The organism is Streptomyces sp. NPDC057271 (genome assembly GCF_042668715.1).
Taxonomy (GTDB): Bacteria; Actinomycetota; Actinomycetes; order Streptomycetales; family Streptomycetaceae; genus Streptomyces.
In genome coordinates, this window is record NZ_JBHUYJ010000022.1 from 19,784 (window position 1) to 33,788 (window position 14,005).

Genomic DNA, 14,005 nt, shown 5'->3' on the forward strand with positions numbered 1-14,005 from the left:
GCGGGACGACCCGCCGGCCCCGCTCCCCTCGGCCCCGCCTGGGCCCGGACGCCGCGGGCCCTGCCGGCGCCACTTCGACGACAGGGCCTAGTGCCCCGGCCGGGGGAGCGGCGGCAGCGGGAGCGGCAGCCCAGGCAACCCGTCCATGCTGACGCCGATGTGGTCCTTCTTCTCGAAGTACGCGCTCAGCGAGGCGTCGTCCTCGCGCGCGAACCGCCTCCCGTGCAGATCGCGATCCTGGTCGTACGTCATGAACGGCACGGCGTACCCGCAGGAGTCCCGGACGACTTCGACCGTGACGACGATGATCGCGCGCAGCCCGTGCTGGGTCACGTCGATCGAGGGGAAGTGCGCCATGAGGCCTTCCCACCGCGGATCGTCCCTGAACACGGGCTCGCCCCGCCCGTGCACCCGCACGATGCTCGGCGGCCCCTGAAACGCGCACCACATGAGCGTGATGCGCCCGTTCTCGCGCAGATGCGCGACGGTCTCGGCGGTGGACCCGGCGAAGTCCAGGTAGGCGACGGTCAGTTCATCGATGACGGCGAAGGAACCCGTCAGCCCCTTGGGGGAGAGGTTGACGGTGCCGTCGGCGTCGAGCGGGGCGGTGGCGTGGAAGAAGATCGACTGGGCCTCGATGAAGGTCCGAAGCCGGCCCTCGATGCGTTCATATGTCTTTCCCATGTGGCTCATTCTGCGCGCTGGTGTCCCGCCGGAGCCGTCCTCCCCATGACCGCCCGCGCCCGGGCCCGCGGCGTTCGCGCCGGGCAGTGCCGCCCGCGGGAGGGCGCGAGCCCCGCCCCGTGCGGGAGCCGCCGTGGCGGCCCTTTTCGATCCCATTGACAAAACATACGGAGGACTGCATAGTTATGCCTATCAGTGCTTGCAAGGTGGTAAGGAGAAGCCCGTGACCGAGCGTGTCGTACTCGCCTACTCCGGCGGCCTGGACACCTCCGTCGCCATCGGCTGGATCGCCGAGGAGACCGGTGCCGAGGTCATCGCCGTCGCCGTCGACGTCGGCCAGGGTGGCGAGGACCTGGACGTCATCCGCAAGCGCGCCCTCGACTGCGGCGCCGTCGAGGCCGAGGTCGCGGACGCCAAGGACGAGTTCGCCGACGAGTACTGCCTCCCGGCGATCAAGGCCAACGCCCTCTACATGGACCGATACCCGCTGGTCTCCGCCCTCTCCCGCCCCGCCATCGTCAAGCACCTCGTGGCCGCCGCCAGGAAGCACGGTGCCGGCATCGTCGCCCACGGCTGCACCGGCAAGGGCAACGACCAGGTCCGCTTCGAGGCCGGCATCCAGGCCCTCGGCCCCGACCTGACGTGCGTCGCCCCGGTCCGGGACTACGCCATGACCCGCGACAAGGCCATCGCCTTCGCGGAGAAGGCGCAGCTCCCGATCGCGACCACCAAGAAGTCCCCGTACTCCATCGACCAGAACGTCTTCGGGCGCGCCGTCGAGACCGGGTTCCTCGAGGACATCTGGAACGCGCCGATCGAGGACATCTACGAGTACACCGCGAACCCGGCCACCCCGCGCGAGGGCGACGAGGTCGTCATCTCCTTCGAGCAGGGCGTCCCGGTCGCCCTCGACGGCACGCCCGTCACTGTCCTCCAGGCGATCCAGCAGCTCAACGAGCGCGCCGGAGCCCAGGGCGTCGGCCGGATCGACATGGTCGAGGACCGGCTCGTCGGCATCAAGTCCCGTGAGGTCTACGAGGCTCCCGGCGCGATCGCCCTGATCACCGCCCACCAGGAGCTCGAGAACGTCACCGTCGAGCGCGAGCTTGCCCGCTACAAGCGGCAGGTCGAGCAGCGCTGGGGTGAGCTGGTCTACGACGGCCTCTGGTTCTCCCCGCTCAAGCGCGCCCTGGACGGCTTCATCCACGAGGCGAACCAGCACGTCACCGGAGACATCCGGATGACCCTGCACGGCGGCCGCGCCGTCGTCACGGGGCGTAGGTCCGAGGAGTCGCTGTACGACTTCAACCTCGCGACCTACGACTCGGGCGACACGTTCGACCAGTCCAAGGCGCAGGGCTTCATCGACGTCTTCGCCCTCTCCGCGAAGATCGCCGCACGGCGTGACCTCGCCTGACCACGATTCGTTCCACAGCCGCCTCCCCACCGCAGGGACCGGGGAGGCGGCCTGTTATCCACCTCCTGAGGAGCAGTAGCTGTGAGCAGCAACAACGGTGACGTCCGGCTCTGGGGCGGCCGTTTCGCCGACGGGCCGGCCGAGGCCCTCGCGAAGCTGTCCGCGTCGGTCCACTTCGACTGGCGGCTCGCCCCCTACGACATCGCCGGTTCCCGCGCCCACGCGCGCGTGCTCCACAAGGCGGGGCTGCTCACCGAGGACGAGCTGACGCGCATGCTTGCCGGCCTCGACCAGCTGGAGGCCGACGTCGCCGACGGTTCCTTCGTCGGCACCATCGCCGACGAGGACGTCCACACCGCCCTGGAGCGCGGCCTCCTGGAGCGCCTCGGCCCCGACCTCGGTGGCAAGCTGCGCGCCGGCCGGTCCCGCAACGACCAGGTCGCCACCCTCTTCCGGATGTACCTGCGCGACCACGCCCGGATCATCGGCGGCCTCGTCGCCGACCTCCAGGACGCCCTCGTCGGCCTCGCCGAGGCCCACCCGGACGTCGCGATGCCGGGCCGCACCCACCTCCAGCACGCCCAGCCGGTGCTCTTCGCCCACCATGTCCTCGCCCACGTCCAGTCCCTCTCCCGGGACGCCGAGCGGCTGCGGCAGTGGGACACCCGTACGGCGGTCTCCCCGTACGGCTCCGGCGCACTGGCCGGCTCCTCCCTCGGGCTCGACCCGGAGGCGGTCGCCAAGGACCTCGGCTTCGAGCGGGGCTCGGCGGGCAACTCGATCGACGGCACGGCCTCGCGCGACTTCGTCGCCGAGTTCGCCTTCATCACCGCGATGATCGGGGTCAACCTCTCCCGTATCGCGGAGGAGATCATCATCTGGAACACGAAGGAGTTCTCCTTCGTGACCCTGCACGACGCCTTCTCCACCGGCTCGTCGATCATGCCGCAGAAGAAGAACCCGGACATCGCCGAGCTGGCCCGGGGCAAGTCAGGCCGCCTCATCGGCAACCTCAGCGGGCTGATGGCCACGCTCAAGGCCCTGCCGCTCGCCTACAACCGCGACCTCCAGGAGGACAAGGAGCCCGTCTTCGACTCCTGCGACCAGCTGGAGATCCTGCTCCCCGCCTTCACCGGCATGATGGCCACGCTGACCGTCAACCGGGAGCGCATGGAGGAGCTGGCCCCGGCCGGCTTCTCGCTCGCGACCGACATCGCCGAGTGGCTGGTCAAGCAGGGTGTGCCGTTCCGGGTGGCGCACGAGGTGGCCGGCGAGTGCGTGAAGGTCGCCGAGGCGGAGGGCAAGGAGCTGGACGGCCTCACGGACGACCAGTTCGCCAAGATCTCCGAGCACCTGACCCCCGAGGTCCGCACGGTCCTCAACGTGCCCGGTGCGCTGGCCTCCCGGGACGGCCGTGGCGGTACCGCCCCGTCGGCGGTGGCCGCGCAGCTGGTCGAGGTCAAGGCCGATCTGGTGATCCAGCACGCCTGGGCCTCCGCGAAGAAGTAGCCCGTAGAAGCGTCACAGCGCCGCCGCCCACTCCGCGAGCGCGTCGAAGTCCGGCCGGGTCAGCCCGATCCGCTCGTCGACGCGCAGCAACAGGGCGGCGGCGAGGTGGTTCCGCTCCACGTACTCGCGGTCGTACGACGTGATGTCGTCGTCGATCCAGGCGAACGGCCGTCCCGCCGCGTACTCCAGGATGTACTGCGTCTTCCAGAAGGTCCCGCGAGGGGCCTTTCCGTGCATCTGGGGCCAGTCGACGAAGGGCAGCTCGGGAAGTCCGATCCGTGGCCCGATCCTCTCGTTGGCCTCCCCCTTCCATGTCGTCGCCCACACCAGCTCGTACGCCTCCGCGAGCGCCAGCAGCTCGCCCCCGTGCGCGGGGTTCAGCCACACCCGCAGCGGCTTCGGGTCGGTCCAGCCGCTCGGCCGCATCCGGTGCGTGGTGTAGCCCTCCGGACGGCGTTCGCGCTGCGCCGCATAGGGGTTCAGCGGGCCGTCCACGTCGATCAGCAGCAGTGGCTTCGTCATGTCCACAGCATTCCTTCCTGCCTCCGGATGAGGCATTGATTTATCGAATGAGACATAGACGTCTCATTCGGTGTATGGTCGTCTCATGTCAGTCGACCGCACCCAGGTGCTCCGCTCCGCTGCCGCGCTGCTCTCCCGGAAATCGACCGCCACCATGGACGAGGTCGCCCGGGCCGCGGGGATCGGCCGCGCCACCCTGCACCGGCACTTCGCCGGGCGGGACGCGCTGGTCAGGGCGCTGGAAGCGATGGGTCTCGAGGAATTCGAGGCCGCGTGCGATGCCGCACGGCTCGACGAGGGCCCGGCCGACGAAGCCCTGCGACGGCTCGTCACCGAAACCGAGCCCAACGCCCCGCTGTTGGCCTTCCTCGTCACCGAGAACCAGCTCTTCGAGGGCGACGACGTCGACGAGGGCTGGTCCCGGCTCGACGCCAGGGTCAGCGCGCTCTTCAGACGCGGCCAGGAGGAAGGCACCTTCCGGATCGACCTGAGCCCCGCGTGGCTCACCGAGGCCCTCTACGGCCTCGTTTCGGCCTGTGCCTGGTCCGTGATGGACGGGCGGGTCGCCGGCAACGACTTTCAGTACATGATCACCGAGCTGCTGCTCGGCGGCGCACGACGGAGCGTGGAGAAATGAGCAGGACCCTGCAGACGAGCCCGACGACGGGGACGGAGGTGAAGAGCCCCGGCCGCTGGCTCGCGCTCTCGGTACTCGTCCTGGCCGTCCTGCTGGTCGCGGTGGACGCCACCGTACTCGGTCTCGCGACGCCCTCGCTCTCCGAGGACCTCAAGCCGTCCGGTACGCAGTTGCTGTGGATCGGGGACATCTACTCGTTCGTCATCGCCGGTCTGCTGGTCTCCATGGGCTCCCTCGGTGACCGGATCGGCCGCAAGAAGCTGCTCCTGATCGGTGCGACCGCCTTCGGTGCCGTCTCGGTGCTCAACGCGTACGCCACCAGTCCCGAGATGATGATCGTCGCCCGTGCGCTCCTCGGTGTCGCCGGTGCGACCCTGATGCCGTCGACCCTGGCGCTGATCCGGAACATCTTCCACGACCCCAAGGAGCGCAGCCTCGCCATCGGCATCTGGGGCGCCACCGCCTCGGCCGGCGCGGCCGTCGGCCCGGTCGTCGGCGGAGCGCTGCTCCAGCACTTCTACTGGGGCTCGGTCTTCCTCATCAACCTGCCCGTGATGGCCGTCCTGGTCCTCGTGGGCATCAAGCTGCTGCCCGAGTCCAAGAACCCGGTCGCCGGCCCCTGGGACCTCGTCAGCGTCGGGCTCTCGCTCGTCGGTGTCATCGGGGTCGTGTACGCCGTCAAGGAAGTCGCCTCGCACGGCCTGACGTGGGAGGTCGGCCTGGCCGCCGTCGTCGGCGCCGCGGCCCTGTACGCCTTCGTCCGGCGGCAGCACACGCTGACCGCGCCCCTGCTCGACATGCGGCTCTTCAAGCACCGCGGCTTCTCGGGCGCGGTCCTCGCCGATCTCCTCACCGTCTTCGGACTCTCCGGACTGGTCTTCTTCCTCTCCCAGTTCCTGCAGCTCGTCCAGGGGCGCGACCCGCTGGAGGCCGGCCTGGCCGAACTGCCCGCCGCCATCGGCGCGGTGGTCACGGGCCTGATCGCCGGCCGGTACGCCCGGCGGTTCTCCGTACGAACCGTCGTGACCGGCGGTCTCGGCGCCATCGGACTCGCGCTCGCCGCGATCACTCTGGTGCACAAGGAGACCGGCTATCCGCTGCTCGGCGCGGCCCTGCTCGTCGTCGGCCTCGGCGCCGGATTCTCGTTCACCGTCACCGCCGACGTGATCCTCTCCAGTGTGCCCAAGGAGCAGGCGGGTTCGGCCTCCGCCGTCTCCGAGACGGCGTACGAACTGGGTGCGGCGCTCGGCATCGCGCTCCTCGGCTCGATCGTCACCGGTGTCTACCAGGGCTTCACGGCCCCGGCGGGTGTCCCCGCGGACGTCGCGGCCGCGGCCCACGACTCGCTCGGCGGCGCGTTCGAGGCCTCCGCGGGCCTCGACCCCGCCACGGCCGACGGCCTGGTCTCCACCGCCCAGGACGCCTTCGTCGACGGCCTGAACATCGCGGCGGGCGTCGGGGCGGCGGTCCTCCTCGCGACGGCGGCCGCGGCCTGGTTCCTCCTGAAGGGCCAGAGGCTGGAGGACGGCATCGAGCACTGACGCCCACCCGCGGGGGTCGGTCACGAACGAGGGGCCCCGCACGATTCGCCGTGCGGGGCCCCTCGTTCACGTCGTGACGGCTACGCGGCCTTCGCCTTCGTGGCGTACATGTCCACGTACTCCTGGCCGGACAGCCGCATCACCTCGGACATCACCGAGTCCGTCACGGCCCGCAGCACATAGCGGTCCCGGTCCATCCCCTCGTACCGCGAGAACTCCATCGGCTCGCCGAAGCGGACCGTGACCCGGCCCGGCCGGGGCAGCCCCGCCCCGCCCGGCTGGATCTTGTCGGTACCGATCATCGCGAACGGCACCACCGGCGCGCCGGTCATCAGCGTCAGCCGCGCGATGCCGGTACGGCCCCGGTAGAGCCGTCCGTCGGGGGAACGGGTGCCCTCCGGGTAGATGGAGAAGATCTTGCCCTCCTCCAGGACACGGCGGCCGGTCATCAGGGCCGCGACGCCGCCCCGGCCGCCGTCGCGGTCCACCGGGATCATGCCGACGCTGGTGAAGAACCAGGCCATCAGCCGGCCCTTCAAGCCCTTGCCCGTCACGTACTCGTCCTTGCCGATGAAGAAGACCGGGCGGTCCGTGCAGATCGGCATGATCATCGAGTCGATGAAGGTGAGGTGGTTGCCCGCCAGGATCACCGGCCCCGTCCCGGGGATGTTCTCGACGCCTTCCACACGTGGGCGGAACATCAGACGCAGGATCGGTCCGAGCACTGCCTTGATGAGTGCGAGACGGGACAACGGTTCCTCCGGTGTCGGGAACGGGCGGCGTCGTACGGGGCCGTGCAGGTGAGGACGATACTCGCGGGTCATGGTCGTGCGCACATCGGGTTCATCGAGTCGATACACAGTGTTGACGTGTGTTTCCGCCATGTTCTACCAGCGTCTGCCGCAGAGAGGGAGCGACTGCGTACGGTCGGAGCGTCGTTTGACAGGTGCGGGACATCACATCGAAGGAGCCTTCATGACACAGGGTGAGCACGCCGGCCCGGCTCGGCGAACGGTCCTCGGAGCGGCGGGCGCGGCGGTCACGGGCGTGGCGGGAGCCGCCGTCCTCGGCGCCTCCTCGGTCCTCGCCGCCGACACCGCCCAGGCCGCCGAACCGAGCGGCGCGGGCCGCGGGCACGGCCACCGCTCCCTCCCCGTCCCCACCGTCATCGCCCACCGCGGCGCGAGCGGCTACCGCCCCGAGCACACCCTCGGCTCCTACCAGCTCGCCCTGGACCTCGGCGCGCACGTGATCGAGCAGGACCTCGTCCCCACCAAGGACGGTCACCTGGTCTGCCGCCACGAGAACGACATCACCGGTACGACCGACGTCGCCGACCACCCCGAGTTCGCCTCCCGCAGGACCACCAAGTCCGTCGACGGCGTCTCGTACACCGGCTGGTTCACGGAGGACTTCACGCTCGCCGAGCTCAAGACCCTCCGTGCCAAGGAGCGCATCCCGGGCACCCGCCAGAAGAACACGCTGTACGACGGCCGCTGGCAGATCCCGACCTTCGAGGAGGTGCTGCGCTGGGCCGACCGCGAGGGCCGCCGTCGTGGCCGCGACGTCTGGCTGCACGTCGAGACCAAGCACCCCACGTACTTCCGCTCCCTCGGCCTCGGCCTGGAGGAGCGCCTCGCCACGCTGCTGCGCCGGTACGGACGCCATCGCGCCCACTCCCCGGTCTTCCTGCAGTCCTTCGAGCCCAGCAGCATCCAGCGCCTGGCGAAGCTGGTGAACTCCCCGCGCGTCGTGCTGCTCTCGGCCGCGGGCAGCCGCCCCTGGGACTTCGTCCAGGCGGGCGACCCGCGCACCGTCGCGGACCTGGTCACGCCGGAGGGCCTGCGCTGGATCGCCTCGTACGCGCAGGGCATCGGACCCACCCTCGACCTGATCATCCCGCGCGACGCGAGCGGCCGGCTCGGCACCCCGACCACCCTGGTGCGCGACGCGCACGCGCAGGGCCTGATCCTCCACCCGTACACCCAGCGCAACGAGAACATCTTCCTGCCGGCCGAGTTCCGCCGCGGCACGGACCCGAACGCCTACGGAGACGTCTTCGGCGCGCTGAGGACGTACCTGGCGACGGGCATCGACGGCATCTTCTCCGACAACCCGGACACGGCCCTGCTGGCAGTCGCCGACTGACCGTTGCGCCCACGGGGGCGGGCGTCCGTCCCCGTGGGCCGTTCAGCCCAGGACCCCGGGCGCCGGGCCACGGGAACGGCACCCACGCGAGTGGTTTGCGCACAGGACCGCAACCGCACCGCCCGCGACCCGCATCGTGCCGGACATGACCCTCCCCGACCCCCACCTGCTGCGCACCCTCGCCCCGCTGCTCGCCGCCGAGTCGGACGCCGAGGCCCCCGCCGCCGGCGTCGAGGCGGGCGACCTCGAACAGGCCGTCTGGCTCAGGCTCCTCGAACGGCTCCAGGACGACGAGGCACCCAGCCGGCCCGCCGACTGGCTCCGCCGAGCCGTCCGCGCCGAGGCCCGCCGCGCCCGGCGTGCCGCGCTGCGGGAACGCCCGTACCGCGCCGAGGAGGCCGGCGAACCGCACGACTCGCCCGAGAGCACCGCCCTGACGAGCGAACGCCGCCGCGCCGTCCGCGCCGCCGTCCGCCGGACCCCCGGCCACTGCCCGCGTCTGCTCACCGCGATGCTCGACCCGGCCGACCACACCTACCGGGAAATCGCAGGGGAGTTGGGTATCTCACAGGGCAGTCTGGGGCCGATGCGTTCCCGGTGCCTGGGATGCCTGCGCAGAATGCTGGCATCAGAGGTTCCTGCGGCGACCCCGAGGGGAAGGGTGCGGGAGACCGACCGATGGACCAGGTGAGCGGGAGGCATGCACACATGGGCATGAGCGTGACCATCTCAGCCGCGGACGCACAGGACGCGGAGCACATACTCAAGCTGCAGTACCTCTGCTACCAGAGCGAGGCCGAGCTCTACGGCGACTACTCGATCGAGCCTCTCACCCAGACCCTGGACGCCCTGCGGGCCGAACTGGCCCAGGGGCACGCGCTCGTGGCACGCCTCGGCGACGAGATCGTCGCCTCCGTACGCGCACGCGTCGACGAGTCGGGCACCGTACGGATCGCCAAGCTCATCGTCCACCCGCGCATGCAGCGCCACGGTCTCGGCGGTCGGCTGCTCGACGCCATCGAGGGCCGGTTCGCCGCCGACCCCGCACCCACCGCCAAGCGCTACCAGCTCTTCACCGGCCACCGCAGCGAGGGCAACCTGCGCCTCTACCGCAGCAAGGGATACGAACAGGTCGCGGCGCGCGAGATCGGCCCCCGGCTCACGCTCGTGACCCTGGAGAAGGCCGCCTAGCGCCAGGGCCCGCTAGCCGGTCCCAGGCCGAGATGCCTAGGCGCTCGCCCGCGAGCGCCGCAGCCACCAGATCCCGGTCACCGGCAGGAGCACCGGGATGAAGATGTAGCCGTAGCCATAGTCCGACCAGACCGTGGCGTCGGGGAACGCGGACGGGTCGGCCAGCGTCCAGGTCCCCACGGTCAGTACGCCCACCAGCTCGGCGGCGCAGCACACCAGCGCCGCCCTGCGGGCCGTCTCCCCGCCCCTGACCAGTGTGTACGTGATGAAGGCGTACACCACCGCCGCCACCGCCGACAGCGCGTACGCGAGCGGCGCCCGGTCGAACTCGGTCGCGATCTGGTAGATCGAGCGCGAGACCGCGCCGACCGACATCACGCCGTACAGCCACACCAGCAGCATGCCGGGGCCCTTGACCAGACGGCCGGCTCCGTCGGTCGCGCTCATCAGCCCACCGTCCAGATGTCGAAGAGACGTACCTCGAGAACCGCGAGGACGACACCGCTCGCCGCCACCGTCGCCGAGCCCCAGCGGCTCCGCTCGCTGAGCGACATGAACGCGGCCGCGGGTACCGCGCACAGCGAGCCCAGGAGATAGGCGACGAAGATCGTCGCACCCTCCTCGGCCTTCTCGCCGCGCGACAGCTGCACGATGCCGACGATCAGCTGCACCAGCGCGAGGAAGGTCACCACGGCCATGCCGATGAAGTGCCAGTCCTTGGTCGGCTGGTCGCGGGAGAAGGCGAAACCGCACCAGGCGGCGAGGGCGAGCGCGGTCACCGAGACCGCGACCGTCAGGGCGTCAAGCATGGGCCCGAGGGTATTACGGGCCGAAAGGCCCGATGCGCTCGCCCCCCACCGGCCCGCGGCAGGCCCGGCCCCGAGCCCTTCCCCCCTCCCGGCGGCGAGGCCGGGCGTCGGGCCGGCCGCCTGCGTGGTCTTCGCGGACGCCCCCGCGGGCCTCGCCGCCGCTCGCGCGGCGGGTATGCGGACCGTGGCCTTGGCCACACCCCACGACCGGTCCGAACTCGACGCCGACGACGTCGTGACCGAGCGGTCGGAGGTATCCGCGCTGGCCGCGGACGGCGGAGTGGAGGACGCCGCGGGAGCGTGACGGCCGGACGGGGTGTCCGCATGATGTCTCAGCTCCGTCCGCTATTCGGACACCTTCGATTCGGTGGAACAGGTGCGTGCTTTACTTGCAGACATGACCACGACGAGCAGCCGCACCTTTGCGACCGAGGCGATCACGACGCCCGGTGCTCGTTGTATGTGTCGAATGTGCGCCTTCTGAGGGCCCCCGCCGAGACTCGCGCCCCGAAGCGAGACCCCCGACGGCCGAGCCGATCCGCCCGCCGAAACCGGCGCCGGACCGTGCCCGCCCCGCGCACGCGCCGCCTTCCGGTCATCCCGCCGAAGCCGGCCCGTCTGCGCGCCTGACTGCCCGAACGACGAATGCCCCGTGCCCGGCGGACCCCGCGCCGCGCACTCGACAGTGACGGAAACCCTGTGATCACCACTTCGGGCCTGACCAAGGTCTACGAGTCGCGAGGCCGCCAGGTCACCGCTCTGGACGGCGTCGACCTCCACGTCCGCGAGGGCGAGGTGTACGGCGTGATCGGCCAGAGCGGCGCCGGCAAGTCCTCGCTCATCCGCTGCGTCAACCTCCTGGAGCGCCCCACCGCCGGCACCGTGACCGTGGACGGCGTCGACCTCACCGCGCTCGCCGCCACGGGCCGCCGCGCCGGCAAGGACCTGCGCCGCGCCCGCAGCAGCATCGGCATGGTCTTCCAGCACTTCAACCTGCTGTCCTCCCGCACGGTCAAGGACAACATCGAACTCCCCCTGGAGATCCTCGGCGTCTCCGGCGCCGAGCGCTCCCGTCGCGCGCTGGAGCTCCTCGACCTCGTCGGCCTCGCCGACAAGGCGAAGGCCTACCCCGGGCAGCTCTCCGGCGGCCAGAAGCAGCGCGTCGGCATAGCCCGCGCCCTGGCCGGCAAACCCAAGGTCCTGCTCTCCGACGAGGCCACCAGCGCGCTCGACCCGGAGACCACCCGCTCCATCCTCCAGCTGCTGCGCGACCTCAACCGCCGGCTCGGCCTGACCGTCCTGCTCATCACGCACGAGATGGACGTCGTCAAGACGATCTGCGACTCGGCCGCGCTGATGCAGAAGGGCCGGATCGTCGAGTCGGGCACCGTGAGCGAACTGCTCGCCACCCCCGGCTCCGAGCTGGCCGCCGAACTCTTCCCCGTCAGCGGCGCCGCCACCGGACCCGACCGCACCGTCGTCGACGTGACCTTCCACGGCGAGGCGGCCACCCAGCCGGTGATCTCCCAGCTCTCCCGTACGTACAACATCGACATCTCGATCCTCGGCGCCGCCATGGACACCGTGGGCGGCAGGCAGATCGGCCGGATGCGGATCGAACTGCCCGGCCGTTACGAGGAGAACGTCGTCCCCGTCGGCTACCTGCGCGAGCAGGGCCTCCAGGTCGACGTCGTCGAAGAGGAGACCGCGCCCGAGGCGGCGCCCGCGCTCGTCAAGGAAGGTGCCAAGTGACCTGGTCGGAGATGCAGCCCCTCCTTGAGCAGGGCACGGTCGACACCCTCTACATGGTCCTGTGGGCCACGCTCGTCACGATCGCCGGCGGACTGCCGCTCGGCGTCCTCCTCGTCCTCACCGACAAGGGCGGCCTGCTGCAGAACACCGTCGTCAACAAGGTCGTCGGCGTGATCGTGAACATCGGCCGCTCGCTGCCGTTCATCATCCTGCTGATCGCCCTGATCCCCTTCACGACCTTCGTGGTCGGCACCTTCATCGGCCCCACCGCGATGATCGTGCCGCTCGCCATCGGCGCCATCCCGTTCTTCGCGCGCCTCGTCGAGACCGCGATCCGTGAGGTCGACCACGGCCTGGTCGAGGCCGTCCAGTCCATGGGCGGCTCCGTGACGACGATCATCCGCAAGGTGCTCCTGCCCCAGGCCCTGCCCTCGCTGGTCTCCGCGGTCACCACCACCGTCATCGTGCTCATCGGCTACTCCGCGATGGCCGGCGCGGTCGGCGGCGAAGGCCTCGGCTCCAAGGCCATCACCTACGGATACCAGCGCTTCGACACCCGGTTCATGCTGGTCACCGTCGTGGTCCTGATCGCGGTCGTCACCGTCGTCCAGCTCATCGGCGACCTCGCCGTCCGTCTCCTCGCCCGCCGAGGACGCACCGCCTGACCCACGGCGCCCCCCAGACTTCGTCCTTCGAAGAAGAGCCCGGACTTGTTGTCCAGGCGTCCACCGCACCACCGGAAAGAGGCACTCTTCGTGCGTAAGAACATCAAGCTCACCGCCGGTATCGCCGCCACCGCCGCGCTCGCCCTCGGCCTCACCGCCTGCGGCACCGCGTCGGACCCGTCCTCCGCCAAGGACGCGGCCGGCTCCGCCGACAAGCCGCTCGTCGTCGCCGCGTCCCCGACGCCGCACGCCGACATCCTGAACTACGTCAAGGACAACCTCGCCGCGAAGGAGGGCCTGAAGCTGGAGGTGAAGGAGTTCACGGACTACGTCCTGCCGAACACCGCCACCGAGTCCGGCCAGGTCGACGCCAACTTCTTCCAGCACAAGCCGTACCTCGACGACTTCAACAAGAAGAACAACACCCACATCGTCCCGGTGGCCGACGTCCACCTGGAGCCCCTCGGCCTCTACTCCAAGAAGGTCAAGGCCCTCGCGGACATCAAGGCCGGCCAGACCATCGCCGTCCCCAACGACACCACCAACGGCGGCCGCGCGCTGCAGCTGCTCGCCGAGAACGGTCTCATCACCCTCAAGGACGGCGTCGGCACCAACGCCAAGCTCTCCGACATCACGGACAAGAAGGGCCTGGAGTTCAAGGAGCTGGAGGCCGCCACCGTGCCCCGCGCCCTGAACGACGTGGACGCCGCGGTCATCAACGGCAACTACGCCATCGAGGCCAAGCTCTCGCCCGCCAAGGACGCCATCGCCGTGGAGAAGGCGGAGGGCAACCCCTACGCCAACTTCCTCGCCGTCAAGGAGGGCAACGAGCAGGACGCGCGCGTGCAGAAGCTCGTCAAGCTCCTCAACTCCCCCGAGGTGAAGAAGTACATCGAGGACACGTACACCGGCTCGGTCATCCCGGCCTTCGGTGCCGTCGCCAAGTAAGGCCCGCAGTACAGTTCTTGTGACGAAGGCCCCCCGCACCCCGTCCGGTGCGCGGGGCCTTCGCCGTATCCCGCCCGTATCTGACGCCACATCGGACCCGGGGGGGGGGGGTGCCGGCTTGCTTCTGTCCTCTTTGTTGTTCCGGTTGACTTCGACGGGTCCCCGCATGGAAGCGCTCATTA

At 70.3% G+C, this 14,005-nt stretch carries 15 protein-coding genes and 1 pseudogene; 11 read left to right on the top strand and 5 right to left on the bottom strand.

Translation table 11 applies throughout. The features are described from left to right. Window positions 1–87 precede the first annotated feature (87 nt). On the bottom strand, window positions 88–684 hold the full coding sequence (locus ACFUJR_RS13295; RefSeq protein ID WP_383180600.1) for a pyridoxamine 5'-phosphate oxidase family protein: 597 nt from the start codon (window positions 682–684) through the stop codon (window positions 88–90). 223 nt (window positions 685–907) lie between these two features. On the opposite strand from ACFUJR_RS13295, the gene ACFUJR_RS13300 reads away from it, so the two are divergent. Both ACFUJR_RS13300 and argH read left to right on the top strand, forming a co-directional pair. Continuing rightward, the gene (locus ACFUJR_RS13300) at window positions 908–2,101 is read left to right on the top strand and encodes an argininosuccinate synthase (protein ID WP_383180597.1); all 1,194 of its coding nucleotides are present in this window, start codon (window positions 908–910) and stop codon (window positions 2,099–2,101) included. An 81-nt stretch (window positions 2,102–2,182) separates the two neighbouring features. Then, entirely contained in the window at window positions 2,183–3,610 is a 1,428-nt protein-coding gene (gene argH / locus ACFUJR_RS13305; protein WP_383180594.1) for an argininosuccinate lyase, read from the top strand. A gap of 12 nt (window positions 3,611–3,622) precedes the next feature. On the opposite strand, the gene ACFUJR_RS13310 is transcribed toward argH, so the two are convergent. Further along, window positions 3,623–4,132 (bottom strand): HAD domain-containing protein, encoded by a 510-nt coding sequence (locus ACFUJR_RS13310; protein WP_383180591.1) that lies wholly within the window; start codon window positions 4,130–4,132, stop codon window positions 3,623–3,625. Window positions 4,133–4,217: 85 nt separating this feature from the next. On the opposite strand from ACFUJR_RS13310, the gene ACFUJR_RS13315 reads away from it, so the two are divergent. Both ACFUJR_RS13315 and ACFUJR_RS13320 read left to right on the top strand, forming a co-directional pair. Continuing rightward, on the top strand, window positions 4,218–4,769 hold the full coding sequence (locus tag ACFUJR_RS13315; protein ID WP_383180588.1) for a TetR/AcrR family transcriptional regulator: 552 nt from the start codon (window positions 4,218–4,220) through the stop codon (window positions 4,767–4,769). After that, a complete protein-coding gene (locus tag ACFUJR_RS13320; RefSeq protein WP_383180585.1) occupies window positions 4,766–6,310 on the top strand; it encodes an MFS transporter in 1,545 nt (514 codons plus the stop codon). The genes ACFUJR_RS13315 and ACFUJR_RS13320 overlap by 4 nt, the downstream gene beginning before the upstream one ends. Window positions 6,311–6,390: 80 nt before the next feature. Here ACFUJR_RS13320 and ACFUJR_RS13325 read toward each other — a convergent pair whose 3' ends face one another. Further along, the gene (locus tag ACFUJR_RS13325; RefSeq protein WP_383168872.1) at window positions 6,391–7,062 is read right to left on the bottom strand and encodes a lysophospholipid acyltransferase family protein; all 672 of its coding nucleotides are present in this window, start codon (window positions 7,060–7,062) and stop codon (window positions 6,391–6,393) included. A 223-nt stretch (window positions 7,063–7,285) separates the two neighbouring features. On the opposite strand from ACFUJR_RS13325, the gene ACFUJR_RS13330 reads away from it, so the two are divergent. The 3 genes from ACFUJR_RS13330 to ACFUJR_RS13340 all read left to right on the top strand — a co-directional run bounded on the left by ACFUJR_RS13330 (window position 7,286) and on the right by ACFUJR_RS13340 (window position 9,649). After that, window positions 7,286–8,458: a glycerophosphodiester phosphodiesterase gene (locus ACFUJR_RS13330; protein ID WP_383168875.1), complete on the top strand. Its 1,173-nt coding sequence runs from the start codon at window positions 7,286–7,288 to the stop codon at window positions 8,456–8,458. 145 nt (window positions 8,459–8,603) lie between these two features. Continuing rightward, the gene (locus tag ACFUJR_RS13335) at window positions 8,604–9,149 is read left to right on the top strand and encodes a sigma-70 family RNA polymerase sigma factor (RefSeq protein WP_383168879.1); all 546 of its coding nucleotides are present in this window, start codon (window positions 8,604–8,606) and stop codon (window positions 9,147–9,149) included. A gap of 17 nt (window positions 9,150–9,166) precedes the next feature. Then, a complete protein-coding gene (locus ACFUJR_RS13340; RefSeq protein ID WP_383168882.1) occupies window positions 9,167–9,649 on the top strand; it encodes a GNAT family N-acetyltransferase in 483 nt (160 codons plus the stop codon). Window positions 9,650–9,685: 36 nt separating this feature from the next. Here ACFUJR_RS13340 and ACFUJR_RS13345 read toward each other — a convergent pair whose 3' ends face one another. Both ACFUJR_RS13345 and ACFUJR_RS13350 read right to left on the bottom strand, forming a co-directional pair. Continuing rightward, a complete protein-coding gene (locus ACFUJR_RS13345; protein WP_383168885.1) occupies window positions 9,686–10,096 on the bottom strand; it encodes a hypothetical protein in 411 nt (136 codons plus the stop codon). Further along, window positions 10,096–10,458 (bottom strand): hypothetical protein, encoded by a 363-nt coding sequence (locus tag ACFUJR_RS13350; RefSeq protein ID WP_383168888.1) that lies wholly within the window; start codon window positions 10,456–10,458, stop codon window positions 10,096–10,098. The genes ACFUJR_RS13345 and ACFUJR_RS13350 overlap by 1 nt, the downstream gene beginning before the upstream one ends. Window positions 10,459–10,512: 54 nt before the next feature. Here ACFUJR_RS13350 and ACFUJR_RS13355 point away from each other — a divergent pair. From ACFUJR_RS13355 to ACFUJR_RS13370, 4 genes and pseudogenes are all read left to right on the top strand, one after another. After that, window positions 10,513–10,762, top strand: a pseudogene (locus tag ACFUJR_RS13355) (HAD-IA family hydrolase); the annotation flags it as partial. Window positions 10,763–11,157: 395 nt separating this feature from the next. Beyond that, window positions 11,158–12,210, top strand: a complete 1,053-nt coding sequence (locus ACFUJR_RS13360; protein ID WP_383168891.1) for a methionine ABC transporter ATP-binding protein — start codon at window positions 11,158–11,160, stop codon at window positions 12,208–12,210. Next, the gene (locus ACFUJR_RS13365) at window positions 12,207–12,875 is read left to right on the top strand and encodes a methionine ABC transporter permease (RefSeq protein WP_383168894.1); all 669 of its coding nucleotides are present in this window, start codon (window positions 12,207–12,209) and stop codon (window positions 12,873–12,875) included. Before ACFUJR_RS13360 ends, ACFUJR_RS13365 begins: the two co-directional genes overlap by 4 nt. Before the next feature lie 90 nt (window positions 12,876–12,965). Then, window positions 12,966–13,823 carry a MetQ/NlpA family ABC transporter substrate-binding protein gene (locus ACFUJR_RS13370; protein WP_383168897.1) on the top strand — a complete coding sequence of 286 codons (858 nt, stop codon included), beginning with the start codon at window positions 12,966–12,968 and terminating at the stop codon, window positions 13,821–13,823. Window positions 13,824–14,005: the final 182 nt, after the last annotated feature.

Bases quoted from the DNA above. Each gene is read 5' to 3' on its own strand.
- ACFUJR_RS13350 (WP_383168888.1), bottom strand. From the start codon at position 10,458: ATGCTTGACGCCCTGACGGTCGCGGTCTCGGTGACCGCGCTCGCCCTC.
- ACFUJR_RS13320 (WP_383180585.1), top strand. From the start codon at position 4,766: ATGAGCAGGACCCTGCAGACGAGCCCGACGACGGGGACGGAGGTGAAG.
- ACFUJR_RS13315 (WP_383180588.1), top strand. From the start codon at position 4,218: ATGTCAGTCGACCGCACCCAGGTGCTCCGCTCCGCTGCCGCGCTGCTC.
- ACFUJR_RS13345 (WP_383168885.1), bottom strand. From the start codon at position 10,096: ATGAGCGCGACCGACGGAGCCGGCCGTCTGGTCAAGGGCCCCGGCATG.
- ACFUJR_RS13295 (WP_383180600.1), bottom strand. From the start codon at position 684: ATGGGAAAGACATATGAACGCATCGAGGGCCGGCTTCGGACCTTCATC.
- ACFUJR_RS13335 (WP_383168879.1), top strand. From the start codon at position 8,604: ATGACCCTCCCCGACCCCCACCTGCTGCGCACCCTCGCCCCGCTGCTC.
- ACFUJR_RS13330 (WP_383168875.1), top strand. From the start codon at position 7,286: ATGACACAGGGTGAGCACGCCGGCCCGGCTCGGCGAACGGTCCTCGGA.
- ACFUJR_RS13310 (WP_383180591.1), bottom strand. From the start codon at position 4,132: ATGACGAAGCCACTGCTGCTGATCGACGTGGACGGCCCGCTGAACCCC.
- ACFUJR_RS13340 (WP_383168882.1), top strand. From the start codon at position 9,167: ATGGGCATGAGCGTGACCATCTCAGCCGCGGACGCACAGGACGCGGAG.